The organism is Rhodococcus sp. MS13, assembly GCF_013277835.1.
GTDB lineage: Bacteria > Actinomycetota > Actinomycetes > Mycobacteriales > Mycobacteriaceae > Rhodococcus_F > Rhodococcus_F erythropolis.
This window is the reverse complement of sequence record NZ_VBTL01000010.1, coordinates 70,768-93,603: the sequence shown is the minus strand read 5'-3', so window position 1 is coordinate 93,603 and position 22,836 is coordinate 70,768. Positions and strand designations below refer to the sequence as shown.

At 62.2% G+C, this 22,836-nt stretch carries 24 protein-coding genes; 11 read left to right on the top strand and 13 right to left on the bottom strand.

Annotation, left to right across the window (positions count from 1 at the left end; genetic code table 11):
• Positions 1 to 2 precede the first annotated feature (2 nt).
• A complete protein-coding gene (locus tag FEZ59_RS21185; RefSeq protein ID WP_346343241.1) occupies positions 3 to 1,049 on the bottom strand; it encodes an iron chelate uptake ABC transporter family permease subunit in 1,047 nt (348 codons plus the stop codon).
• 4 nt (positions 1,050 to 1,053) lie between these two features.
• On the bottom strand, positions 1,054 to 2,067 hold the full coding sequence (gene fepB / locus FEZ59_RS21180) for a Fe2+-enterobactin ABC transporter substrate-binding protein (protein WP_172933141.1): 1,014 nt from the start codon (positions 2,065 to 2,067) through the stop codon (positions 1,054 to 1,056).
• A 103-nt stretch (positions 2,068 to 2,170) separates the two neighbouring features.
• Between fepB and FEZ59_RS21175 the strand changes: the two genes are divergently transcribed.
• The gene (locus FEZ59_RS21175; protein ID WP_172933140.1) at positions 2,171 to 3,784 is read left to right on the top strand and encodes a helix-turn-helix domain-containing protein; all 1,614 of its coding nucleotides are present in this window, start codon (positions 2,171 to 2,173) and stop codon (positions 3,782 to 3,784) included.
• Here FEZ59_RS21175 and FEZ59_RS21170 read toward each other — a convergent pair.
• Complete coding sequence (locus tag FEZ59_RS21170; protein ID WP_031331446.1) at positions 3,772 to 4,149, bottom strand: VOC family protein; 378 nt, start codon at positions 4,147 to 4,149, stop codon at positions 3,772 to 3,774. The genes FEZ59_RS21175 and FEZ59_RS21170 overlap by 13 nt on opposite strands.
• A 97-nt stretch (positions 4,150 to 4,246) precedes the next feature.
• Between FEZ59_RS21170 and FEZ59_RS21165 the strand changes: the two genes are divergently transcribed.
• Both FEZ59_RS21165 and FEZ59_RS21160 read left to right on the top strand, forming a co-directional pair.
• Positions 4,247 to 4,972 carry a TetR/AcrR family transcriptional regulator gene (locus tag FEZ59_RS21165; RefSeq protein WP_141488161.1) on the top strand — a complete coding sequence of 242 codons (726 nt, stop codon included), beginning with the start codon at positions 4,247 to 4,249 and terminating at the stop codon, positions 4,970 to 4,972.
• Positions 4,973 to 5,306: 334 nt separating this feature from the next.
• The gene (locus FEZ59_RS21160) at positions 5,307 to 5,543 is read left to right on the top strand and encodes a hypothetical protein (protein WP_172933139.1); all 237 of its coding nucleotides are present in this window, start codon (positions 5,307 to 5,309) and stop codon (positions 5,541 to 5,543) included.
• Between the two features lie 7 nt (positions 5,544 to 5,550).
• On the opposite strand, the gene FEZ59_RS21155 is transcribed toward FEZ59_RS21160, so the two are convergent.
• From FEZ59_RS21155 to FEZ59_RS21145, 3 genes are read right to left on the bottom strand one after another with little or no spacing between them, the layout of a single operon-like run.
• Positions 5,551 to 7,206, bottom strand: coding sequence for an AMP-binding protein (locus tag FEZ59_RS21155; protein ID WP_346343240.1), 1,656 nt, complete (start codon positions 7,204 to 7,206; stop codon positions 5,551 to 5,553).
• Positions 7,203 to 7,667 carry a MaoC/PaaZ C-terminal domain-containing protein gene (locus FEZ59_RS21150; RefSeq protein ID WP_019745949.1) on the bottom strand — a complete coding sequence of 155 codons (465 nt, stop codon included), beginning with the start codon at positions 7,665 to 7,667 and terminating at the stop codon, positions 7,203 to 7,205. Before FEZ59_RS21150 ends, FEZ59_RS21155 begins: the two co-directional genes overlap by 4 nt.
• Before the next feature lie 14 nt (positions 7,668 to 7,681).
• Positions 7,682 to 9,052, bottom strand: coding sequence for an MFS transporter (locus FEZ59_RS21145; RefSeq protein ID WP_172933138.1), 1,371 nt, complete (start codon positions 9,050 to 9,052; stop codon positions 7,682 to 7,684).
• Positions 9,053 to 9,270: 218 nt separating this feature from the next.
• On the opposite strand from FEZ59_RS21145, the gene FEZ59_RS21140 reads away from it, so the two are divergent.
• Entirely contained in the window at positions 9,271 to 9,969 is a 699-nt protein-coding gene (locus FEZ59_RS21140) for a TetR/AcrR family transcriptional regulator (RefSeq protein ID WP_232816831.1), read from the top strand.
• 72 nt (positions 9,970 to 10,041) lie between these two features.
• The gene (locus tag FEZ59_RS21135; RefSeq protein ID WP_021346022.1) at positions 10,042 to 10,254 is read left to right on the top strand and encodes a hypothetical protein; all 213 of its coding nucleotides are present in this window, start codon (positions 10,042 to 10,044) and stop codon (positions 10,252 to 10,254) included.
• A gap of 8 nt (positions 10,255 to 10,262) precedes the next feature.
• Here FEZ59_RS21135 and FEZ59_RS21130 read toward each other — a convergent pair whose 3' ends face one another.
• Entirely contained in the window at positions 10,263 to 10,790 is a 528-nt protein-coding gene (locus tag FEZ59_RS21130) for a CinA family protein (protein WP_021346028.1), read from the bottom strand.
• A gap of 77 nt (positions 10,791 to 10,867) precedes the next feature.
• Complete coding sequence (locus tag FEZ59_RS21125) at positions 10,868 to 12,016, bottom strand: glutamate--cysteine ligase (RefSeq protein ID WP_021346024.1); 1,149 nt, start codon at positions 12,014 to 12,016, stop codon at positions 10,868 to 10,870.
• 160 nt (positions 12,017 to 12,176) lie between these two features.
• On the opposite strand from FEZ59_RS21125, the gene FEZ59_RS21120 reads away from it, so the two are divergent.
• Positions 12,177 to 12,482, top strand: a complete 306-nt coding sequence (locus tag FEZ59_RS21120; RefSeq protein WP_024487711.1) for a hypothetical protein — start codon at positions 12,177 to 12,179, stop codon at positions 12,480 to 12,482.
• 57 nt (positions 12,483 to 12,539) lie between these two features.
• Here the strand turns inward: FEZ59_RS21120 and FEZ59_RS21115 are convergent, their stop codons facing one another.
• The 4 genes from FEZ59_RS21115 to FEZ59_RS21100 form a co-directional block, all read right to left on the bottom strand.
• Positions 12,540 to 12,809, bottom strand: a complete 270-nt coding sequence (locus tag FEZ59_RS21115) for a Rho termination factor N-terminal domain-containing protein (protein ID WP_020909642.1) — start codon at positions 12,807 to 12,809, stop codon at positions 12,540 to 12,542.
• Between the two features lie 46 nt (positions 12,810 to 12,855).
• The gene (locus FEZ59_RS21110) at positions 12,856 to 15,024 is read right to left on the bottom strand and encodes a catalase (protein ID WP_172933137.1); all 2,169 of its coding nucleotides are present in this window, start codon (positions 15,022 to 15,024) and stop codon (positions 12,856 to 12,858) included.
• Between the two features lie 143 nt (positions 15,025 to 15,167).
• Positions 15,168 to 15,404: a CsbD family protein gene (locus FEZ59_RS21105; RefSeq protein WP_003943084.1), complete on the bottom strand. Its 237-nt coding sequence runs from the start codon at positions 15,402 to 15,404 to the stop codon at positions 15,168 to 15,170.
• A 177-nt stretch (positions 15,405 to 15,581) separates the two neighbouring features.
• Complete coding sequence (locus FEZ59_RS21100; protein WP_241896097.1) at positions 15,582 to 16,046, bottom strand: hypothetical protein; 465 nt, start codon at positions 16,044 to 16,046, stop codon at positions 15,582 to 15,584.
• A gap of 272 nt (positions 16,047 to 16,318) precedes the next feature.
• Here FEZ59_RS21100 and helR point away from each other — a divergent pair, with 272 nt between their 5' ends.
• Complete coding sequence (gene helR / locus FEZ59_RS21095; protein WP_172933136.1) at positions 16,319 to 18,541, top strand: RNA polymerase recycling motor ATPase HelR; 2,223 nt, start codon at positions 16,319 to 16,321, stop codon at positions 18,539 to 18,541.
• Here the strand turns inward: helR and FEZ59_RS21090 are convergent.
• Complete coding sequence (locus FEZ59_RS21090; RefSeq protein WP_020909647.1) at positions 18,503 to 19,264, bottom strand: IclR family transcriptional regulator; 762 nt, start codon at positions 19,262 to 19,264, stop codon at positions 18,503 to 18,505. The genes helR and FEZ59_RS21090 overlap by 39 nt on opposite strands.
• A gap of 69 nt (positions 19,265 to 19,333) precedes the next feature.
• Here FEZ59_RS21090 and FEZ59_RS21085 point away from each other — a divergent pair, with 69 nt between their 5' ends.
• The 4 genes from FEZ59_RS21085 (at position 19,334) to FEZ59_RS21070 (ending at position 22,819) form a co-directional block, all read left to right on the top strand.
• Positions 19,334 to 20,161 carry a fumarylacetoacetate hydrolase family protein gene (locus FEZ59_RS21085; RefSeq protein ID WP_046380096.1) on the top strand — a complete coding sequence of 276 codons (828 nt, stop codon included), beginning with the start codon at positions 19,334 to 19,336 and terminating at the stop codon, positions 20,159 to 20,161.
• The gene (locus FEZ59_RS21080) at positions 20,158 to 21,102 is read left to right on the top strand and encodes an acetaldehyde dehydrogenase (acetylating) (protein ID WP_020909649.1); all 945 of its coding nucleotides are present in this window, start codon (positions 20,158 to 20,160) and stop codon (positions 21,100 to 21,102) included. The genes FEZ59_RS21085 and FEZ59_RS21080 overlap by 4 nt, the downstream gene beginning before the upstream one ends.
• The gene (gene dmpG, locus FEZ59_RS21075; RefSeq protein ID WP_020971280.1) at positions 21,099 to 22,127 is read left to right on the top strand and encodes a 4-hydroxy-2-oxovalerate aldolase; all 1,029 of its coding nucleotides are present in this window, start codon (positions 21,099 to 21,101) and stop codon (positions 22,125 to 22,127) included. Before FEZ59_RS21080 ends, dmpG begins: the two co-directional genes overlap by 4 nt.
• Positions 22,128 to 22,357: 230 nt before the next feature.
• A complete protein-coding gene (locus FEZ59_RS21070) occupies positions 22,358 to 22,819 on the top strand; it encodes a DUF6389 family protein (RefSeq protein ID WP_172933135.1) in 462 nt (153 codons plus the stop codon).
• Positions 22,820 to 22,836: the final 17 nt, after the last annotated feature.

Genomic DNA, 22,836 nt, shown 5'->3' with positions numbered 1-22,836 from the left:
GTTCACAGTGACGCCACCCGCCGTGAGCGAACGAGCGCGACAAACAACGGTCCGCCGAGCACAGCCACCGCGATCCCCGTCTGCAGATCTCCCGGCGAGGTGACAACGCGACCGAGAACGTCGGCCAAGAGAAGAAACGCCGGCGCGACGACGAGCACGCACGGCAGAAGAAGACGCAGGTCCGGTCCGACCACGCCGCGCACGATATGCGGCGCAGCCAGCCCCACGAATCCGAGTGGGCCTGCCGCCGCGGTGGCCGCCCCCGCGAGCAGGATGACTGCTACAGCGGATCCGGCCCGGGCGGGACCAGTGCGGGCGCCGAGCCCTTTGGCGACGTCCTCACCAAGAGCAATCGCATTGAGTGGACGAATCAGCAACAACGACAACACGATACCGATCGCGATGAAGGGAAGAACGGTGACGATCACGTCTCCGCCGCGCCCCTGCAACGAACCCACTGCCCAGAATCGGAACTGATTGAAGGCAGCCTCATTGCTGATGAGAACCATGCTGGTGAGCGCCGTGATCGCCGTTGCCACAGCGGCACCGGCGAGCGCCATGCGCGATGGGGTCGCGGCGCTGCGATGCGCAGACCCCAACATGTACACACCCACCGAGGCAACGGCCGCGCCGGCGAGCGCGAACCACAGATAACCGCCGACCGAAGTCACCCCCAGATAGGCAATCGCAATCACGACTGCCGCTGATGCTCCGGCGTTCACACCCAGTAGCCCCGGATCGGCCAGTGGGTTGCGGGTGATCGACTGCATCAGCGCGCCGGCCAGTCCGAGCGCAGCCCCGACCACCAGACCGAGAATTGTTCGGGGCAAGCGTGATCCGATCACAACGAGGTGTTCGTTGTTGCCGGCGTCGTAGGAAAAGATCGCGTCGAGCACGGTGGCGACGGGGATGTTGCGAGAGCCGAGTACCAGCCCACCAACGGACGCCAGCACGATCACGACCACGGAGGCCAGGACCAACAACCCCGCACGCGCGGCTGTCCCGGACCGCAGCGGTGCTTCGGTCCGGGACTGCGAAGAAGCGCTCACGCCGTCATCCACCGAACGTGGACACCAGCGACTCGACTGTCTGCTTGGCACTGAAGTAGTCGAGGCGGAAAGCCGCCGTTCCCATCGCGTAGACCCGATCACCCTTGACAGCAGGTTGATTGGCGAGAAGCGGATCGGCAGCAAGTTGCTTCTCAACATCCTTGGGTCCCATCGAGACGGCAAACAGCGTCTGTGAGCCGTCAAGGGCGGCAGACATGTTCTCGGAGCTGACGATCGCGACGCCGGAGGCGCCCCGCTTGTCCGGGGCGACAAACTGCTCAGCGGGCTCGGCATAGGTAAAGCCGAGCGAGGTCAGCAGATTGCCCTGTGGGCTGTCGGCTCGGAACGTCCAGACACCGTCGGCACCCATGTAGACCAGCGCCGTCACCGGCTGCTCGGGAAGTTTGATCTTCCCGGCCTGCGTCGTCACCCAGCTGTCGTACTCGTCGACGGTCTTGCCTGCCTCGCTCTCGAGTCCGGTGACAGTCCCGAGCTGATCAGCGAGTTCCTCCCAGGAGCTGGCGCCGTAGTCGAGAAGAACGGTGGGTGCGATGTCGCTCAGCTGCGCGTAGGCGTCGAGCGTCGAGTCACCTCCGTTGGCGGACCCGATGATCAGATCGGGTTCGAACGTCTCGATCGCGTCGAGGTTCAGCTCGAGATTTCGGTAGAGAACCTCGACTCCACGATCAGCGGCCACCTCCGACCACTGGGAGAAGAATCCCTGGTCATCGGTCATTCCCGACGGCGTTGTTGCCGCGCTGGCGACGACCGGCGCACCGATTGCTAGCAGCGTGCCGGTCAACGACGGCGAGGTGGACACGATTCGGGTCGGCTTCGAGGTGATCTCGGTACTGCGGTCGCCGTGATCGACGGTGCGCGGCCATCCCTCGGCAGAACCTGAGGTTTTCTGGGTGCCCTCGGTTCCGGTACCGCTATCTGACGAGCTGGAGCAGCCGGCAAGAGCGAGGGCGACGACCGCGGCGAGTATTGCCGCCGTCGGGCGAAGTGATCTGCGCATGAGTATGGCTTTCTGAAGGTACGAGAGTGCGCCGCTGCGAACGCAGACAGCAGAGGTAAAGTTAGCCATACTTAAGTAGCAAGGGTTGTCCAGGAGCGCCAACGTGTTACCACTATCAGAACCGGACGCGATCGGTTTGGGGCCGGTCCGCGCGAGCGCCACCGAGCCCAGCACCGCCCGCTCGCCGCTGTTGTTCTGGGTTCTTGCAGGCAGCGGACGCGTCAGAGTCGAATCGACGGTCCACGAGATACCAGCTGGCGAATCGCTGTGGATCCCGGCGGGTGCGCGATACGCAATGGAGACGGACTCGGATTCCGTCGCGTTTCCCATCCTGCTTCCGCCCTCGAACGGCGTCAGCGCCGGGCCGGCTACCGTGACGCGCCTGCGCGTTCCGCCCGGATGGGAAGACAGACTGATCCACGAGTTCGTTCACAACCTCGGCTATCTGCGCGGCGACGCTGCACACCCGTCGTCCTTGTTCGAGATGATCGCCAGGGCTGACGACGGGGCCACATCGCTGCCGCGATTGCCGCAGTCACGGGAAGCGTTCGAGATCGCGCACAGCCTTTTGCGAACACCTGGCACGGACGACACCGAGGGACAATTCGCGAAGCGTGCCGGGATCAGCATTCGAACGCTCCAGCGGTACTTCGTGGAAGAGACCGGCCTCACCTTCACGCGCTGGCGGCTTCGAGCTCGGATCGCCGCCTCGTTGGAGTACCTGAAGCAGGACCGCGAGATCGGTTGGATTGCAAACGAAGTCGGATTCGAAACAGGAAGCGGGTTCACTCGCGCGTTCCGGGCCCAGATGGGAGAGAGCCCGAGCGACTACCGTCGACGGGCCCTCTCCGGTCCAACCGATCGCAGCGTGGACACCGACAACGATCAAGCATTGGTCCGCATGCTCGCAGAGCCCAGGCAGCCCGGAGAAACTGCGCCGCCGATACCGGCCAACGCGACGTGGCCGCGCGTCAACGGCGCCCACGTCGCAGTGTGGGTTTACCGAGGCCAAGCCCGGGTGGACGTCGCGGACCGCAGCTGGGAACTGCGCACCGGCGAGGCCATGATTCTGCCTGCAGGCGTCCTCAATACCGTCACGGTTCCGACGGGTTCACTGCTGCTACCGCTCGGCTTCCGCTCCTCGAACGGGTCGACCGTATCTGCCGACGCCCTCGAGACCGTGCAGTTCTCCCCCGATGACGAATTGGCATTGCTGCACACTTTCGTCGCCGCCTACACACCCTTGCGCCCGCGTGGCCACGACAGCGCCGCAGCATTCGACATCATCGCCACCGGCCCTCTCGCACAATCGGTTTCGAACGGGTCTGCCGCCGATTCGATTGCCACACGACTGGCAGCGACAATCGCCGCCCGACCGGCCGACCCTCGCACTCTGGACGAGTGGGCGCAAGAGTTCGGTACCGACGCGGCCAGGCTGCGCCGGGAGTTCCGTATCGAGACCGGCACTACGTATCCGCAATGGCGATCGCTTTCACGGATGACCCAGGCACGCACCCAACTCCAACTCGGGGTTGCACCCGGAACGGTGTCGAGGAACCTGGGTTACGCGCACCTGCCCGCATTCAGCCGAGCGTTTCGCACTGCGCACGGGATCTCACCGCAGCGCTTCCAAGCTCAGTCCGTCGAACGCGCCCTCTGGTTACGTTCTGTGCCGCGCGCCGCCGAGCCGAGCACTCGGGTTCTTCACACCCACTGAACGAGCTGCCACACGATGCCGTTGGGATCGACGAACTGGCAGTAGCGCTCGCCCCACGGTTCGGTCTCCGGCTCTGTGACGACGGAGGCACCTTCGGCAGCGATGCGGGCGAACTCGGCGTCGATGTCATCGACCACGAATGCGATGAGCATGCCTTGCCCGGCCGAACCTGCGACGAAGTCCGGCTTGAACGTACCGAGACCGGTGCGCAGGAAGACCACGTTGACCCCGGCATCCGGATGATTCAGAGAAACGAATCCATCGTCGGACATGGCCTCGGTGAAGCCGAAATGGGTTTTCGCGAAGTGGGCCGACGCGTCCGTGTCGGCAACGTTCAAGGACAGAGCAGTGCTGGTGATTTTCATCGTGGCCTCCATGATCATAAACCTTGTGCAGTGCATACAGTATGCACCGTATAAGGTATACCACTGTTAAGGTATTCCCGATTTCTGGAGACGGCTGATGGCACGCGAACTGATCGACCTACTGTGGCGCGATCACCCCCTCGCACCGAAGGGTGGAGCCCGCGGCCCTCGCGCGAAGGTCACCACCTCACAGGCGGTCGACGTCGCTCTCGCCCTCGCGGACATGGAAGGGCTGGACGCGGTGACGGTGCGCCGATTGGCCGCCGAGCTCGGAATCTCGGGCATGGCGGTGTACACCCACGTCGGGTCCCGTGACGATCTCCTGGTGCTCATGGTCGACACCGTGCGCAGCAACAGTCCGCGCCTGTCGTACGGGAACATGACGTGGCGCAAGCGCGTGCGCCGGGTAGCCGAGGAGGAACTTGCCCTCTACTCGGAGCACTGGTGGCTCCTGGACATCACCGATCAGCGCTCCGCGTTGGGTCCGGGAACTATCGCGAAGTACGACCACGAACTACACGCGTTCGACGGCACCGGGCTGAGCGACATCGAGCGGGATTCCGCGCTGACGTTTGTCGCCGACTTCGCCCGGTCCTCGGCGCAAGCACGGCGCCCCGACCCCCGAGCGGCCGACATGGCCGAGGTGTGGTCGTCCTGGAACCAGCGTCTGGCTGCCTATCTCGGCGACAACTTCCCGCTGGCGCAGCGAGTCGGAGGAGCGGCCGGCGAAGCCAAGAACACCCCGTACAGCCCCGAGGCAGCGTGGAAATTCGGGCTGGACCGGGTCCTCGACGCCCTGGAAGGTCTTGTTCACATCGAATGACATTCCTGCAATTCTAAGCCGCGAGAGCTGTTGCACGCCTATGAGAATCAATCGACCCGAGAGGTAAGGGGTTCCAGTGAGCTTCTGATCGAGATTCCGCTGCGCGACGCAACCAGCTAGCCCCGACTTCAGCGGCATATATCCGCGGAGAAGGGGTAGACGAGTAGATACCGGCGGCACATCGACTCGACTCCAGGCGTGGTGGACAATGTTTCTCAGCGACCAGTCAATTCGTCATCACACCCGCCGTTTCGGTGCAGCTCTGTCGCCTTCTCACAAGTGGCCTCCCCCGACCGAAACACAGCGCGTCGCACGCTGGAGTGAGAGGTCGGAGATGCTCGGCGCGCTGTCGGTACTCCTGTTCTGGGCTTTCGGCTTCGGCATCCTTCTGGGTGTGGGCGCGATTACAACAGGAATCTTTGCGCTCCGACGTCACCCGAAGAAGTCTGGCGGGCATCTGCTCTCGAATGCCCGCCAGCTGCCGTGGGATGCAATAGTCGGCCTCTTCACCGGCGTCATCGGTCTTGCCCTGAGCGGTTGGTTCTTCGTCGTGGTCCTACCCAACATGTAGGCGTCTGCTAGCCAAGGCCGTTCGCGCCAGTGGCCAATGTTCGGAGTTCCCGCCGTAGGATCTTGCCCGTGGTGGTGAGCGGCAAGCTGTCGATGAAGGTGATCTGCCTGGGGTACTGGTAGAAAGCAAGGCGGCTTTTCACGTGGGTCTGCAACTCCTGGCGAAGCTCTTCCGAAGAGTTCGTTCCTTCGGACAGAACGACAAAAGCGTGAACGGCTTCCCCGCGCAACGGATCCGGAACACCGATGACGCCGGCCATGGCTACCTCGTCGTGCGAGAGCAGGCACTCTTCGATCTCGCCGGGGCCGATCCGGTACCCCGCGGACGAAATGACGTCATCGGCACGCCCCTGGTACCAGAAGTTCCCCGCTTCATCGGTCCGACCCAGATCACCGGTATGAATCCACCCGTCGTAGACCTTTTCATCAGTCTTCGACGGTTGGTTCCAATAGCCGAGGAACTGTCCGGGGTTGCCTGCCTTCACACAGATCTCGCCTACCTGCCCCACCGCTACCGGCTCGCCGAGCGGATCGAGGAGGGTGACGTCGAAGCCAGGAAAAGCGCGACCCATCGAGCCGCTCACGGGCGTCCACTTCGAACGCGAAGTGCCGATGGTCAGATTCATTTCCGTCTGCCCGTAGAACTCGTTGACAGCTACGCCGAGTGTGTTTGCAACCCACGCCTGCAATGCGTCACCGAGGGCTTCACCACCAGTTCCCAATGCTCGCAGCCGAATACCACGCGCAGCGGTGCCGTCGACGCCGATACTCCGCATCTGCTTGAGCGCAGTCGGAGGAATGAAGGCACCCGTTACTTTGTGACGGCTCAGAATCTCGACCGCACGCGCCGGTGTGAATTTGTCGGGCGTCGCAACAACGGGGCACCCCAACGCAAGGGCTGGAAACAGAACGTCGAACAGACCGCCGATCCAGGCCCAGTCTGCCGGCGTCCAGAAGACGTCTCCCCGCTGCGGCGCATTGTCGAATGCCGTCCGCATACCGGGCATGTGCGCCAAGAGAATTCGGTGCCCGTGGAGGGCGCCTTTCGGATTCCCCGTCGTTCCCGAGGTATAGATGATGATGGCGTGTGAATCGGGGCCCGTCGCCGCCAATTCCGCGCTTTCTGCGGCACTGTCGACGAGGCTGTGGAAATCGAGAAGTCGAACGGGGGTCGAATCGGAGGGCTGATCCGTCTTTCCGACAACGATGACGGCTTCGATGCCGGGTATCTCACCTATTCCGTCGGCAACTCGTTCGTAACAGTCCTTGTCGACCACAAGCACTTTCGCTCCCGAGTCACGCATTCGATGAACGACCGCATCCGACCCGAACTTGACCGAAAGCGGAACGGTGACCATTCCGGATCGGAAGGCGCCCAGATGTGTCGCGAGAACCTCGATCCCCTGTGGGACCATCACACCGACGCGATCCCCTGAGACAAGGCCGAGATCCGCAAGCACGGTTGCGAACTTTCGGCTTGTCGTGGCGACTTCACCGAAGGTGTACCGACTCCAGTGTCCACCGGTGTCTACGACGAGGGCTAGATCATCGGGATTCTGCACATCGACACAGGCGTGCGCGATGTTGAATTGCTCTGGCACAGTCCATTCGAAGTCTTCTGCTTCGAGATCCTGCCACCATGACATATGCGGCCGAGAACTCACCGAGCACCCACTTCGAGGTCGAGGGAATGGGTCTCGCCTACCAGGAAAGAGAATTCGCCGGAGAAAACAAGGTCTCCGTCTTGGTTGACGAGTGAGCCTTTCGACGACACGATCGCGGTCTCACCGTCCGAGCGAGGGCGCACCGACAGCACTTCCGACACCGCATGCACCGAGTCGCCGAGGTAGGTCGGCCGGTGGAACCTGACGTGATCAAGTCCGTAGAAGCACTGGAGGTAACGGGGATCCAACTCCACCAGGCCGAGCAAGGTGGACAGCATGAGTGCGCCGTGGGCGATCTGGCGACCGAAGCGCGTCTGCTGCGCGTAGTCGGGGTCGAGGTGAAGAGGATGGCGATCCCAGGTGAGGTCGGCGAAACTTCGCACATAGTCTTCGGTGACGACCCGCGGGTCCGTTACCGCAATGTCTCCGACAGAGATCTCTTCGAAACTCTTTGTGATCATTGAAGTTTCCTCTACTAGTTGACAACCGTTGAGCGTTGATCGACCGGCGGTAGATAGGCCCCGTTGTCATCGATGTACATGTCGCGGCTTCCTTCGTCGAGGTCGGTGTCACGGACGAAGTAGACGCTGATCAGCGAAATCACCGACAGGGCAGCGATATACACAGCCACCGCGAACGATCCACCTGTCGCGCGGACCAACATGGCCGCGACCATCGGCGCGATTGCTCCACCCAAGAGCACACCGATCTGGAAAGCGATCGAGGCCGCGCTGTAGCGCACCCGGGCGTCGAACAATTCGGCGATGAACGTCGCCTGCGGCCCGTACGAGATGCTGAGCATGAAGGCGCCGACCGCCAATGCGCCGGTGGTGATCCAGAAGTTGCCGGTATCTATCGCGGCGAATGCAACGAAGACCCACAGACCCATGCCGGTGATCCCGACCATCAGGATCCGGCGTCGGCCGAACTTTTCGGACAGTTGACCGAAGATCGGAATGAAGATGACGGCAACGAGCGCGGACACCATGACCGCGCCGAGCATGAGGTTCCCGGACAGCAGATCGAATTGATCGGCGTACGTCAGGCTGTAGGTGTTGAGGATGTAGAAGTAGGCGCCGGTGCTGATCATCGAACCTGCGGCAAGAATGATCTGGCGAGGATAGTTCTTGAACGCGTCGACCATCGGGATCTTGACCGCGGTGTTCTGCTGCTTCACGCGAGCGAATGCCGGAGTCTCTTCCAACGCCGTGCGAATGTACAGCCCCACTGCAACCAAAGCGATACTCAGCAGGAACGGAATTCGCCATCCCCACACCAGGAATTGGTCTCCGGTGAGCGCCTTGGTGCCGAACATGACGGCCGTCGCCAGCAGAAGGCCGGCGGGCACACCCACCTGCGGCATGCTGCCGTAGAAGCCGCGGCGATTCTTGGGTGCGTACTCCACAGCAGTCAAAACTGCACCGCCCCACTCGCCGCCGACGCCGAATCCTTGAATCAGCCTCAACACAACGAGAAGAATCGGGGCCCACACACCGATCTGGGAAGACGTCGGAAGGACGCCGACCAGGAATGTTGCAGCTCCCATCAAGAGAAGTGCAAGCACCAAGACCTTCTTGCGTCCGATGCGGTCACCGAAGTGGCCCATCACAACACCGCCGAGTGGCCGCGCCAGAAAGCCGACCGCAAAGGTAGCGAAGGAGAGAATCGTCGCCAGCGCGGGATCTGCGCCCGAAAAGAACAGCGGCGCAAAGACCAAAGCGGCGGAGGCGCCGTAGATCTGAAAGTCGTACCACTCGATCGTGGTGCCGACCAGAACTGATCCGGCTACACGCCGCAGGGCAAGCCTGTCGACAGTTGCGGGAGATGGAGGATTCGCGTCGTTCATGTCATTGCTCCTTGTATGGAGTGCCCTGTTAGCTCGCGCACCGAGGGGAGGCTCGACAAGAACACTATGCAGTGACCCAACGCACAGTCAAGCATTTTTCAATCGATCGATTGATGAATAGATATGTAATTTGCCAGTACACAGGCAGCTATCAATCAATTGATTGACGGTCAGTCGATTTCGGCGGCGATGCTAGCATGATTGGGCAACCAACCGAAATGAGGATCATGGACCTGGGGCGCGTTCAACGGGCGGCAGTCACGCTGTTCGCGACGAAAGGGTTCGCCGCTACCGGCATTCGTGAACTCGGAGCAGAAGCCGGCATCAACTCGGCAACGCTCTATCACTACGTCGGCAGCAAAGAGTCACTGTTGGCCTCGATCATTCGGTCGTGCCTCGACGAGCTGACACAGTCGGGAGAGCGGGCGATGCGCCGCAGCGCCGATCCCGTGGTCCAGCTCGCCGGCCTGGTGTCGTCGCACGTCGGCATTACCGCTGTCAACCAACTGACTGCCCGCGTCGCCGAGTACGAGATGCGCGGATTGACCGGAGACAACCGCATCGAGTTGCAGACGCTGCGCGACGAGTACGAGCTTCTTTTCGGACAGATCCTCGAACGCGGACAACGCGTGGGCGCCTTCGACATCGAAGATCTGGCATTGAGCCGACTCGCGATACTGGAGATGTGCACCGGGGTTGCGCACTGGTACCGGCCCGGTGGGCGTCTCGAGTTGGAAGATGTCCAGCGATTTTTCGTCAGCACCACATGCAAGCTTCTGTCGGTTCCGTCAGACGAACTGAACGGAGTGGACTTCATTCACGAAGTTCGAAAGCTGGACAGCGAACCCGAGACTCAGTCCTCCGAAATTTGGGGCACCCACGCACAGAGCGACTTCGTACGCCAGTCCGAACTGTAATCAGGCCAGGACTTCCTAGCCCTTTGTGTGAGGACGGTTGCCGGAGGCGGATCTACCCGCAATAGTCGATGTATGGATCGGTACAAGATCACGATGCCCGACGGCTCCTCGACCGAGGAACCTTTCGACTCCGACAAGCAAGCAATCGCGTGCGCCGTGGATGCCAATCGAGGCGTCAGCAAGCACCTTGTAGTCGAGAAATACACGGCCGACGGCCGTCTGATTCCTACTGCTCAGGCTCCTGCGAAACACAAGGGACATCACAAGAATCGTTCGAACAGTTGAATTCTCGACTACACCACGCCTATCGAACTTGGTGTGCGACGACCGGACGCGTGACGCAAAAGTAGACCGATCGCATGCTCGACGGTCGCCCCCAGGACAGCTTCGGGGTCACCTGAGAAAACCTGCTTCTCTGTTTCAGCGGTCCCATGATCGACGACTCCGAACCACACAGTTCCCGGTGGGACGTTCTCCTGGGTATCCGGACCGGCTTCGCCGGTGACCGCCAGTGCCAACGTCGCGCCGAACAGTGTGGCAGTGCTGTGTGCCATGACCCGAGCAGCGTCCTCGCAGACGACTGGGCCGTCAGGAACATGAAGAACGGAATGCTTGACCGCTCGGGTATATGCGACGATCCCGCCACAAAACCAGGAACCGGCGTTCGGCGCCTTTCCTAGATGTGCGGCGATGTTCCCGGCGGTCAACGATTCCGCCGTCGCCACCGACAGACCGTGTTCCTCTACTGCTGCAGCCAACTGCCTGCACATATCGTCGAGATCCTTGTCCGACGGAAGCTCGGGTCGTGGATCGCCATTCATATGTTGCTCCTCCTGCTGTCTGATCGGTGACCTCGATAAGAAATTGGAAGTCTTGGAATGCCAATTCCAACCGTGCCCTACAGCTCACTGCCACCTTGTGAACTGCACCCTTCGAAAGTGCGTCGGGCGCACTCGTCGATCACATCGGCCACCCGTGACCGGCGTGCGAGTTGCCGGCGCTGCACGATCGCCCCGTTTCCGTTGCTGAAGACCTTGTCCAAGGAAGCCGTGACCTGCTCGAACTCTCCGAATGCGGTCAGAGCAGGTTCGACATGATCCACCAATCGCCGAACCGCCTGGTGTGCAGTCAGCAAGCGCACGGATTCCACGTCCAGCGACCTGCCGTCGAGTCCGTCGCGTGCTGCACGCCAGCAAGCCGCGCGGAGTAGCTCCTGATCGACGGCAGGCGCAACCTCACCTTTGGTGATCGCAGCGGATGCGGTGCCGACGAGTGCCTGCACCAGTGTGGCCAGAGTCATCGTCTCCTCCACGGTGGCGGGCACGTCGCTGATCCGAATCTCCACGGTGGGAAGGTGATCCGACATGCGCACGTCCCAATAGACCATGTGCGGATCGAGAATGACCCCCGTCTCCAGCATCGCTGCAACGGCATCTTCGTAGTGCCCCACGGACTCGAAGAAGGGTGGCGGACCCGAACTGGGCCATCTGCCGAACAGAACGTAACGCCAACTCGCATAACCGGTATCGCGCCCCTCGCTGATCGGGGAGTTCGCCGTCAATGCCAACAAAGTTGGTAACCATGGACGCAGATGATTGATGATCTGGACCGATCGTTCTCGATCTTCGACACCCACGTGAATGTGGCAACCGCACATCACACCTTCGGTGATTGCACCGAATTGACCGGCCATCCGTTGGTACCGCGACTTCTGCGTGATCTCGTCGACCGGTGGATCGTAGAAAGGCGTTCCGACAGCGATGAGTTGACATCCCACGCGGGCAGCGGCATCGGCGGTGAGGGCACGAGACTCACAGAGTTGGTCACGAAGGTCACGAATGTGGCTGCCGATCGAAGTGGAAGTCTCCACCTGACAACGTGTGAGTTCGAGTTGCAACGAGATACCGAGTTCTCGCCCGGCAGCAGCAACCTCGGAGTTGCGCAGACTGGGACGCCCAGTCTGCGGATCGCAGAGCAAAAACTCCTCCTCGACACCGAGAGTCGGTGTACCTACCGAGAATAGGTCAGGAGTCGGCTTCCCATTCATAGGCCTTCCTCGCACCGGTTTTCCTCCACACCCGATACTTCGAGCGTACGGCTTTCTCCGCACTTCGGCACTACTCCATCTGTTTCATTCACCCATCGATCGGGTAGTTGCCCTGTGAACCGACGACGAGCGAAGAATCGCAAGTCTTCATGAGCGAAGGATGGAGTGCGCCGTGACCAACATGAGCGGGAGTTCACCGGTAGATGACGAACACACCAATCGATCGCACGTCGGGGAGGCAATCAGCGACGGGCGCAACTATCCCGGATACCTGCTGATCGGGCTGGGTCTGGCAACACTCGGATTGACTTTGGTGGCAGCAGGTTACGGATTTCGCGGATGGGCAGTCATCGCCGGCGCGGTGTGCGTCGTGTCCTTCGTCGTCGGAACAGGGGCCATCTTGATGGAACACCGTCGGGTCAAGCGACTGGAAGGTCAGGAACTCTTCGATCAAGAAGGGCACTGAACCGAACGCTCGAGTTGTATTCTGCACAAGCAGAATACAACTCGAGCAGAATCCGGCTCAGTGATCGCGGAGTTTCTCGATCAGCTCACCCTTGTTCAGTTTCGAGTACCCGTGCAGATCGAGTTCCTTGGCGCGTTTCTTCAGATCGTCGACCGTCCACTCCTCGTACGGCGAAGATTGTCCGCCGGACTTGGCGACAGTCGACCGCCCTCGATTGGCGGCCGCATTGGAGATTCGAGCCGCCTTCTCCTTGGAATCGCCCTTCTCACGTAGCTCTTCGTAGAGTTCTTGATCCTTGAGTTGAGGTTGTGAGTCCTTGCGAGCCACTGTTTCGTCCCTTCACTCGTCTTCACTCCGACGGTGTGGCCGGCACTCAGGATGTGGGCGGCACCTCGAAACGCCCCCACACGCGGTGTGTCTTCAGAAGCTGAGCGAGTGAGGCGAGGGCTCCTTCCGCGTCAGCATCGACGACGACTCCCAATGCAGACTCGTCGATACCGGCGGCAGCCAGCGCACTCATGCTCTCACCCCAACCACCAATTGCCTTGCTGTGACGATACATTTCGTTCAGCAGAGTCTCCACCCGTGGATCCAACTTGCCCTCGCCGATCCGAGAAACGTCGCCGCTCAGCAGGATTGCATCGAATTCGATCGAACGAGCTGTGAGGTACGTTCGCTGCACCGTCACCGCGTCGTCACCGTCCCCGATGGTTCCGCCGTGCGGGCCGAGGATCAGCGGCACCATGCCGGCGTCGAAGATCTTGTCTCGAATGGCAACCACGGTGTCGAGATCGGAGTTCTCGTCGACCAGTAGCGCGATGATCCTTCCGTCGACGGGCCATTCCGCGCCCACCTGGGACAGTGCAGGGCTGGGCTCCGGATCACTCAACGGCTCCGTCGGTTCGGGAACCGGAAGGCCAAGCCCCCCTGCGACGATCGACACGAGGCCCGCGTCGATGTTCGCCAAGATGCTCAGATTCCGGGTCTTGATGTTCTCCTCGTAGCACTTGCCCAATTCGAAGGTATACGCCTGCGCGACGTGCTCCTGTTCGACAGGGGAGAGACTGCGATAGAAGAGTCGAGCTTGCGAGAAGTGATCGTCGAACGATGCCGGCGCCTGCCTCACCTTTCGCCCTGAAACTTCCTCGGGCACCTCGATATAGGCCGCGCTGTGCGCCGAGGCCATGAACGGGCACCCACCGTCCAACGAATTGGGATGGTACGGCGCGACTCCGGTATGCACACCGTCCTGATGGAAGCCGTCGCGAAGCATGTCGTTGACAGGCGCGTGAGGACGGTTGATCGGAATCTGGTCGAAGTTGGGGCCACCGAGTCGCGTGATCTGGGTGTCGAGGTACGAGAACAAACGCGCCTGCAGGAGACGATCGTTGGTGATGTCGACGCCCGGAACCAAGTGGCCCGGATGGAATGCAACCTGCTCGGTCTCGGCGAAAAAGTTCGTCGGATTGGCGTCGAGTGTCATCGTTCCGATGACCTGAACCGGCGCGAGTTCTTCGGGCACGATCTTGGTGGGATCCAATAGATCTATGCCTTCGAACATTTCGTCTTCGGTATCAGGGAACACCTGCACGCCCAAATCCCAGGACGGATATGCGCCGGCCTCGATGGCGTCGGCAAGATCGCGTCGATGGAAATCCGGATCCACACCGCCGGCGATCTGCGCTTCCTCCCACACGAGTGAATGCACTCCGGCGGCCGGCTTCCAGTGGAATTTCACCAGATTCGTCTCGCCGTCGGCATTCACGAGCCTGAACGTGTGAATGCCGAAGCCCTCCATCATGCGATAGGAGCGCGGGATGCCTCGATCGGACATGTTCCACAATGTGTGCGCCGTGGCCTCGGTGTGCAGCGACACGAAATCCCAGAACGTGTCGTGCGCGCTCTGCGCCTGCGGAATCTCCCGGTCCGGATGGGGTTTCGCGGCATGAATGATGTCCGGGAACTTGATTCCGTCCTGAATGAAGAACACCGGGATGTTGTTGCCCACCAGATCGAAGACACCTTCGTCGGTGTAGAACTTGGTGGCGAAGCCGCGTGTGTCTCGGACGGTATCCGCCGAACCGCGTGAACCCAGAACTGTCGAGAAGCGTACGAATACCGGGGTTCTGGCACCTGAAGCGAACAACGAGGCTTTACAAATGTTTTCGGCTGCGCCATTCGCCAGGAACGTGCCGTGCGCGGCCGCCCCGCGGGCGTGGACGACACGCTCCGGAATTCGCTCGTGATCGAAGTGTGTGATCTTCTCGCGCAGATGGTGATCCTGCAGAAGAGTCGGGCCCCGCTCGCCTGCGGTCAGTGAGTGGTCGGTCTCGTAAAGCCGTGTACCGGTGGCGGTGGTGAGGTACTCCCCCCGCTGGCCACGACCATTTCCCTTCACCTTCTCTTCGGCACCCGCAACGGTACGCACCTCCGGCTGCCGCTGGTCGTCCTTGGGCGGCAACGGCTGTCGAGGCTTGACCGGTTCTTTCAGGTCCGGCGCTTTCGGGGCCGGTGCACCTGGGACGGACTGAGATGAAGGCATCGAACAGCTCCTCTTGATCGTCATGCTGGGCGCACGAATCTTGTTACGCCCTAAGTAAGTAGAGATTTCAAACTGAACGCGGAGCCACGACTCACCCTCGGGCTGGGATCAATCCCAGGCCGAGGGTGACGAGTGCGTCAGGGCTATTGCTCGGACTTCTGTCGCGCTTCGTCTGCGGCCGCTTCGGCGCGAGCCTTCTCGGCTTCCGCCTCTTTCTTCGCGACTTCTCGCTGGCTTTCGGCCTTGTCCTGCTGGGCGCGGCCCTCTCGGGTCAAACTGTCGTTTCCGGAAACCGCACCAACGGCTTCCTTGGCCTTACCCTTGACGTCCTCTACTACGCCTTTGATTCCCTCGCTGGGACCGCTCTTGTCATCTGGCACGTTGACCCTCCAATACGTTTCGGATTCTCGCTCAGGGCTCCCACACAGGCAGGACTCCCACACAGAAGGCCCTACCCCGTCGAAAATCGCATAAACATCCGTGCACCGACCAGGCGCAGACCATGACTCGTCGTAGCCGAACGACGAGGTCGTTCCTCGAGTAACGATCAACCGTTCTCAGAAACTGTTTACCGGGCACAGGAATTGGCGGGACTCGTTCCAGAAGGGGAAGAGGTCGGTGGTGGTTGCCGCAGGATGGTCGATCTCGGCGAGAGTGTAGAAATCGAGAATCGTCCGACCAGCTGCGGCGCTGACCTCGCATGCTTGCAAGCTCAGCTTTGCCTCCGCCACGAAGCCGATGCTGCGGGCGAAGGGACCGAGAGTTCCCGCATTGACGAAACTGTCGAGATCTTGTCCCCACTGGTTGTAGTCCGACTGCAAAGCGAAGCTGCACGTTTCGCCGAACAACTCGCTGCAGGTGGTCGGCTTTCCGCCGATCGTGTGCACCGTATCGGCAAGCTCGTGTGAGGTGCCTTCGCGCGGAGATCCGGAAAGGAAAAGCAAGATGGCAACGGCCAAGGCAACCACCAGAAGGATGCTTGCGGCCGTTGCCAGTATCGCCTTCACAATCCCTCGATCCACGTAAGTTCATGAGGGCAACCGATTTTGGAACACCGGCCACTAGATTCGTACCCGTGGCGTTCAGGGTCCAAACATCGACCAGGCTGGGAGCCGTACGTCAGTCTGGGGGGATCTGTTAAAGGAACTGTGAGGGAGGATCAACACTCCCTTCCACTATCAATATATATCCCACTGGGGGCCTTGCGGCAAGGCCCGGGTAGTGCCGCAGAATGGCTCTTCCGATCCCGCACGACCGACTACGGGATCGGAACAGCCAGCGGAAGTGAGGGCACGTGCCAACCCAGGGATACGAAGAAGAACTGCGTTCCGAGCGGAACTATGTGGAGGGGCTCTACGCACGCCTCGATGCGGAGCGCGCCCGAGTCAAAGGCAGGTACAACACCGCTCTGCGCGGAAATGGCGAAGCACTCATGGAACGCGACGCCGAGGTGCGCGCACTTGCCAAAGAGGTGAAAAGGCTGGACGTAGCCGACAACGGACTGTGCTTCGGCCGGTTGGACTCGCTTTCGGGCGAGACCTCCTACATCGGCCGGATCGGCCTTCTCGATGCGGACAACGACTACGAACCGGCGCTTCTCGATTGGCGGGCGCCGGCGTCTCGCGCGTTCTACGTTGCCACCGCTGCCAACCCGGAGAACATGCGTCGACGCCGTCAGTTCCGCACCCGGAGTCGACGCGTGGTCGATTTCACCGACGAGGTACTCGGGCACCCCGACGGCGTAGAACACGACACGCACAGCGATTCCGCCCTGCTCGCGGCAGTCAACGCACCCCGCGGTGAGGGAATGCGGGACATCGTGGCAACCATCCAGGCCGAACAGGACGACATCGTCCGACTCGAACACCCCGGGGTGCTGGTGATCGAAGGTGGCCCAGGTACCGGGAAAACCGTCGTCGCCTTGCACCGCGTCGCCTACCTGCTCTACACCCAGCGAGAGCGGATGGAACGTCACGGCGTTCTCGTGGTCGGGCCGAACCCGGCGTTCCTGAACCACATCGGCCGCGTACTGCCCTCGCTGGGAGAGTCCGACGTGGTGTTCATGACCACCGGTGATCTCGTTCCCGGTCTACGCGTCACCTCCGAGGACACTCCGGAGGCCGCTGGGCTCAAAGGTTCGCTGAAGATCCTGGACGTTCTCGGCGCAGCGATTGCCGATCACCAGCAATTGCCCGAGAACCCACTGTTGATCGAATTGGCGGACGTCACGGTGCGGATCGACACCGAAACCGCGGAGTGGGCCCGAGAAGAAGCCCGTTCGAGCGGACTCCCCCACAACGACGCACGCACTGTGTTCACCGAAATCCTCACCTGGGCGCTGACCGAACGGGCGATAGCGCGGATCGGCAAGGGGTGGTTGACACGCAGTGACCGTAAAGCCTGGGAGCAAGTGCGGACGGACCTGACCGCAGAGCTGGTGGAGAACAGCGCATTTACCGCGGCGCTCGACACGCTCTGGCCGATCCTGACTCCGAAAGAGCTATTGACACAGCTGTTTACTTCTCCCGCTCGACTACGCGCGGCAGGCGCGGACGAGAAGCTGCTTCGCCAGGACGGTGACGCCTGGACTGTCTCGGACGTTCCGTTACTCGACGAGTTGGTGGACATGCTCGGCCGGGACAAGCCCGTCGACCAGAGTGCCGAACGTGAACGCCGCGACGAGGCCGCGTATGCAGCGGGCGTGCTGGACATGATGATCAGCCGCGAGGATCTGATGGACGACGAGGATCACCTTCTCGCCCAGGACATGCTGTACGCCGAGGACCTGGCGGATCGTTTCGTCGAACGCGATACCCGGGAACTCGCCGAACGCGCTGCTGCAGACCGAGACTGGACGTACCGGCATATCGTGGTCGACGAGGCCCAAGAGCTGTCCGAGATGGACTGGCGAGTCCTGATGCGCCGTTGCCCGGACCGGTCTTTCACGGTGGTAGGTGATCTCGCGCAACGCCGTTCACCCGCAGGTGCCCGCTCGTGGGCGACGATGATGGAGCCGTACGTTCCCGGCCGCTGGATCTACCGATCCCTGTCGGTGAACTATCGCACCCCCGCCGAGATCATGAGCGTCGCCGCCGCCCTGCTCGCCGAGTTCGCGCCGGACGTGCAGCCACCCGAGTCCGTCCGCGCCTGCGGGATCGCGCCGTGGTCCAGACGAATCTCCGCCGACGAACTAGCCTCCGCCATCGACGAATTCAATCAGGACGAGGCCGGGCGCGAGGGTACGAGCATCGTCATCGGACCTGCGGACGTGCCGGGCGCTGTGCCTGTTTCGGAAACGAAGGGTCTGGAGTTCGATGCCGTGCTCGTCGTGGAACCGGAGCGAATCATCGCCGACGGCCCACGCGGCGCGTCGGAACTCTATGTCGCCCTCACCCGCGCAACCCAACGTCTCGGCGTCTTGCACGAGGGGCCGTTGCCGCAGGCCTTGACCGGGCTCGTCCGGGCCGGGACGGCCGGATCACCGCAGTCGTTCGCGGCGAGCGATGGTGCTGTGTAGGCCTTCGGCAGCGGCGCGAACGTAAGGCACTTGGCTCTCGGGAACGAAGCGACTGGTGGGACCGGTGACACTGATGGCGGCGACGGGTTTGTCGTTGGTCCCGAATACCGGCGCCGCAACGCACGCGAGACCCGGCGCTGATTCCTCGCGCTCGAACGCAATACCGGTCTCGACCACTCGGTTCAGTTGGGTATTGAGAATGCCGGGCGCAACGATCGTGTGCGGGGTGCGTCTGGTCATCGGTTCCGACAGCACCTCGCGACGAAATTCGTTGTCGGAGAATGCCAGGAGCGCCTTGCCGATTGCGGTGCAATACAGCGGTATCCGGCCACCGGTCCGGGACGGCGAGTTGGCTTGCCGGTGTCCGCCGATTTTCGCGACGTATACGACGTCGTGGCCGTCGCGGACCCCCAGGTGGACTGTCTCGTGGGTCCGCTCGTACAAGTCTTGGAGGAACGGCATCGCCATTTCCAGGAGGCTGCGTTCGAGGGAGGCGAGCATGCCGAGTTCGAAGAGGCCGCCGCTGAGCCGGTAGCCACCGTCGATACGGTCCAGTAGCCGGTTCGCGACCAGTTCGTTGGCCAGGCGGTGCACCGTTGCCTTGTGCAGTCCGGTCCGTTGGACCAGGGTGGCGAGAGGCAACACGTGGTCGTCAGCCCGGAAGGCACGCAGGATCGTCACCGCCTTGCCGAGCACGGTGTCGAGGTTTGCGCCGCCAGTCACCTGCCCAGCGTATCGCTGAGTGAGACAGTTCCCTGGCGCAATCTCGGCGCCACGGCGAAAGTAATGGCCATGAGCCAGCCCACGAATACCAGTACAGCGAGCGAGACGGACATCTCAGCTGCTGCTGACCGCCTCGCAGCCGCCATCGCGAGCGGTACTCCCTGCGCACCGGTGCGCGATCTGATCGGCGCCGACGACCTCGTCGCTGCCTACGCTGTCCAGCGCCGCGTCGATGAAATCCGTCGGCAGGCGGGTGCCGTCGTCGTAGGCCGCAAGATCGGCCTGACCTCGGTGGCAGTCCAGCAACAGCTGGGCGTCGACCAGCCCGACCTCGGCGTTCTGTACGCCGACATGGAGTTCCCCGCCGGCGGCACCATCCCCATGAGTCGTTTGATCCAGCCCAAGGTCGAAGCGGAAGTTGCCTTCGTGCTCGGTGCCGACCTCGTGGACGGACCGCTGGACAGTGCGCAGGTGCGCGGCGCGATCGACTACGCCGTCGCAGCGATCGAGATCTGCGACAGCCGCATCGAGTCGTGGGACATCAAATTCGGTGACACCGTCGCCGACAATGCGTCCTCGGGCGTGTACGTCCTGGGAACCGAACGCCGCACCCTCGACGAGGTGGAACCCGCCGGCGTCGTCATGTCGATGTCCGTCGACGGCACCGAGGTGTCCACCGGCGTCGGAACCGCTTGCCTGGGCGATCCGATCGAAGCAGTCGTCTGGCTCGCCCGCACGGCGCGCGAGTTGGGGCAGCCGCTGACTGCAGGCCAGGTGATCCTGTCCGGCGCACTCGGCCCCATGGCACCGGTCACCGCAGGCAACGAAGTCACCGTGACCGTCTCCGGGTTCGGTTCCGTCACCACCAGTTTTTCCAGCGAAGAGGACAACGCATGAGCAAGGTCAAGGTCGCGATCATCGGATCGGGCAACATCGGCACGGATCTGATGATCAAGGTGCTGCGCAACTCCGACTACCTGGAGATGGGCGCGATGGTCGGCATCGACCCAGCGTCGGACGGCCTCGCCCGCGCAGCGCGTCTGAACGTGCCGATCACGGCTGAAGGTGTCGAGGGTTTGATCGGTCTGCCGAACTTCGACGAGATCGAGATCGTCTTCGACGCCACCTCGGCAAAGGCTCACGTCGCCAACAACGCGCGGCTGGCTCCCCTCGGCAAGCGCATGATCGACCTGACGCCTGCCGCCATCGGCCCGTACGTCGTGCCGGCCGTCAACGCCGACGAGCACCTGGACGCACCCAACGTCAACATGGTGACGTGTGGTGGCCAGGCCACGATCCCGATGGTTGCGGCTGTTTCTCGGGTCGTCCCGGTGGCGTATGCGGAGATCGTCGCGTCCATCGCCTCCAAGTCCGCCGGTCCCGGAACGCGCGCCAACATCGACGAGTTCACCGAGACCACATCCGAGGCGATCGTGGCAGTCGGCGGCGCCCGCCGCGGCAAGGCCATCATCATCCTCAACCCCGCCGAGCCGCCGCTCATCATGCGCGACACGGTGTTCTGCCTCGTCGACGCCCCGGACCCGGCTGTTCACGAGGAGATCCGTCAGTCCATCGAGAAGATGGTCGGCGACGTCTCCGCCTACGTTCCGGGCTACCGCCTCAAGCAGGAAGTCCAGATCACCGAGATCCCGGCCGACCAGCCCGTCGAGACGTTGCTCGTCGACGGCAATCGCCCCACCCATCAGGTGTCGGTGTTCCTCGAGGTCGAGGGTGCTGCACACTACCTGCCTGCGTACGCCGGCAATCTCGACATCATGACGTCCGCCGGAATGCAGATCGCGGAGCGCATCGCCCAGCAGAAGGAAGCAACCAAGTGAGCAACCGCAAGATCTTCGTCCAGGACGTCACCCTTCGCGACGGCATGCACGCTGTCCGCCACCGCATTTCACCCACCGACGTCAAGCGGATCGTCACAGCTCTCGATGCTGCCGGCGTCGACGCGATCGAAGTTGCACACGGTGACGGCCTCGCCGGCGGCTCGCTCAACTACGGCCCCGGCTCGAACACCGACTGGGAATGGATCGAAGCAGCGGCCGAGGTACTCGAGCACGCTCGTCTCACCACGCTGCTGCTTCCGGGTGTCGGCACGATCAGTGAACTCAAGCATGCTTACGACCTCGGTGTTCGCTCGGTTCGCGTTGCCACGCACTGCACCGAGGCCGACGTCTCCGCGCAGCACATCGAAACCGCCCGCGAGATCGGCATGGACGTCTCGGGCTTCCTGATGATGAGCCACATGGCGCCGGCCGAAGAACTGGCGAAGCAGGCCAAGCTGATGGAGTCGTACGGCGCGCACTGCGTCTACGTCACCGACTCGGGTGGACGTCTGGTGATGAACGACGTCGCGGATCGTGTTCGCGCATACCGCGACATCCTCGACGACGGCACCGAAATCGGTATCCACGCGCATGAGAACCTGTCGCTCTCGGTTGCCAATTCCGTTGTCGCAGTGCAGAACGGCGTCACCCGCGTCGATGCTTCGCTTGCCGGTCACGGTGCCGGCGCCGGTAACTGCCCCCTCGAAGCCTTCATCGCCGTCGCGAACATCGAGGAGTGGGAGCACGGCTGCGACCTGTTCGCCTTACAGGATGCCGCCGACGACATCGTCCGTCCGCTGCAGGATCGGCCGGTCCGCGTCGATCGAGAGACCCTCACGCTCGGCTATGCCGGCGTGTACTCGAGCTTCCTGCGCCACGCCGAGGCCGCTTCGGAGCGCTACGGAATCGACGTTCGCACACTGCTTCTCGAAGCCGGACGCCGCCGTCTGGTGGGTGGCCAGGAGGACATGATCGTCGACATCGCACTCACCCTTGCAGCGCAGGCAACAAAGGAAGCTGTCTGACGCGCTGCCGAGTTCGCTGATACCCGAGTCCCGCTCCCGTCTCCGGACGGGGGCGGGACTTGCCATTTCAGCCGAGAGAGCCCACCGACACGGCACTCGAAAAGCTGGCAAAGTTCGTCGCACGACATCTCTGACGCTCAGGGTAGAAACTTATCCGCTACAGACGAATTCAGGAAACCAGCTTCATCGATGCAAGACCTGCAGGGTGATACCTTCGATATGCTGAGCTCGTGGAACCTACCGAATACCGTGACGAATTGAGATCTGTCCTCGATACCGCGTCGGGGGTAGTGAGCGATCGACTGGCTGCGATCCACAACGCGGCAACCCCGCGCACCGAAGGGATCGTCATCGACGTCTCGCTCGACCAAGACGGCGAGGGAACATTCGGCGTCTGGGCACGATACGAGGGTCCCGACGCATTCAGTCTGAATCAGCAGATCGGTTACGAGAGAGAGCTATTCGGCGTGATCTGGGGCGAGGAGGGCTGGGAACCGCCGGTTCCGCATCGACCGCGAAAGTGGTCACGTGTGGAACTCGAGAAAGTGATCGTCGGTGTCGTGGCCAAATGGATCGACGGGCTCATTCCCTCGACCGCCACCGAACTACCCTGGGAAGTAACGACTCCCGACGGAACTGTCGACGCTGTAATCGTGGGCCCAGAGATCAGCCGTGGACATTCGCCTCGGTGAAAGCGCGGAAGCATCGG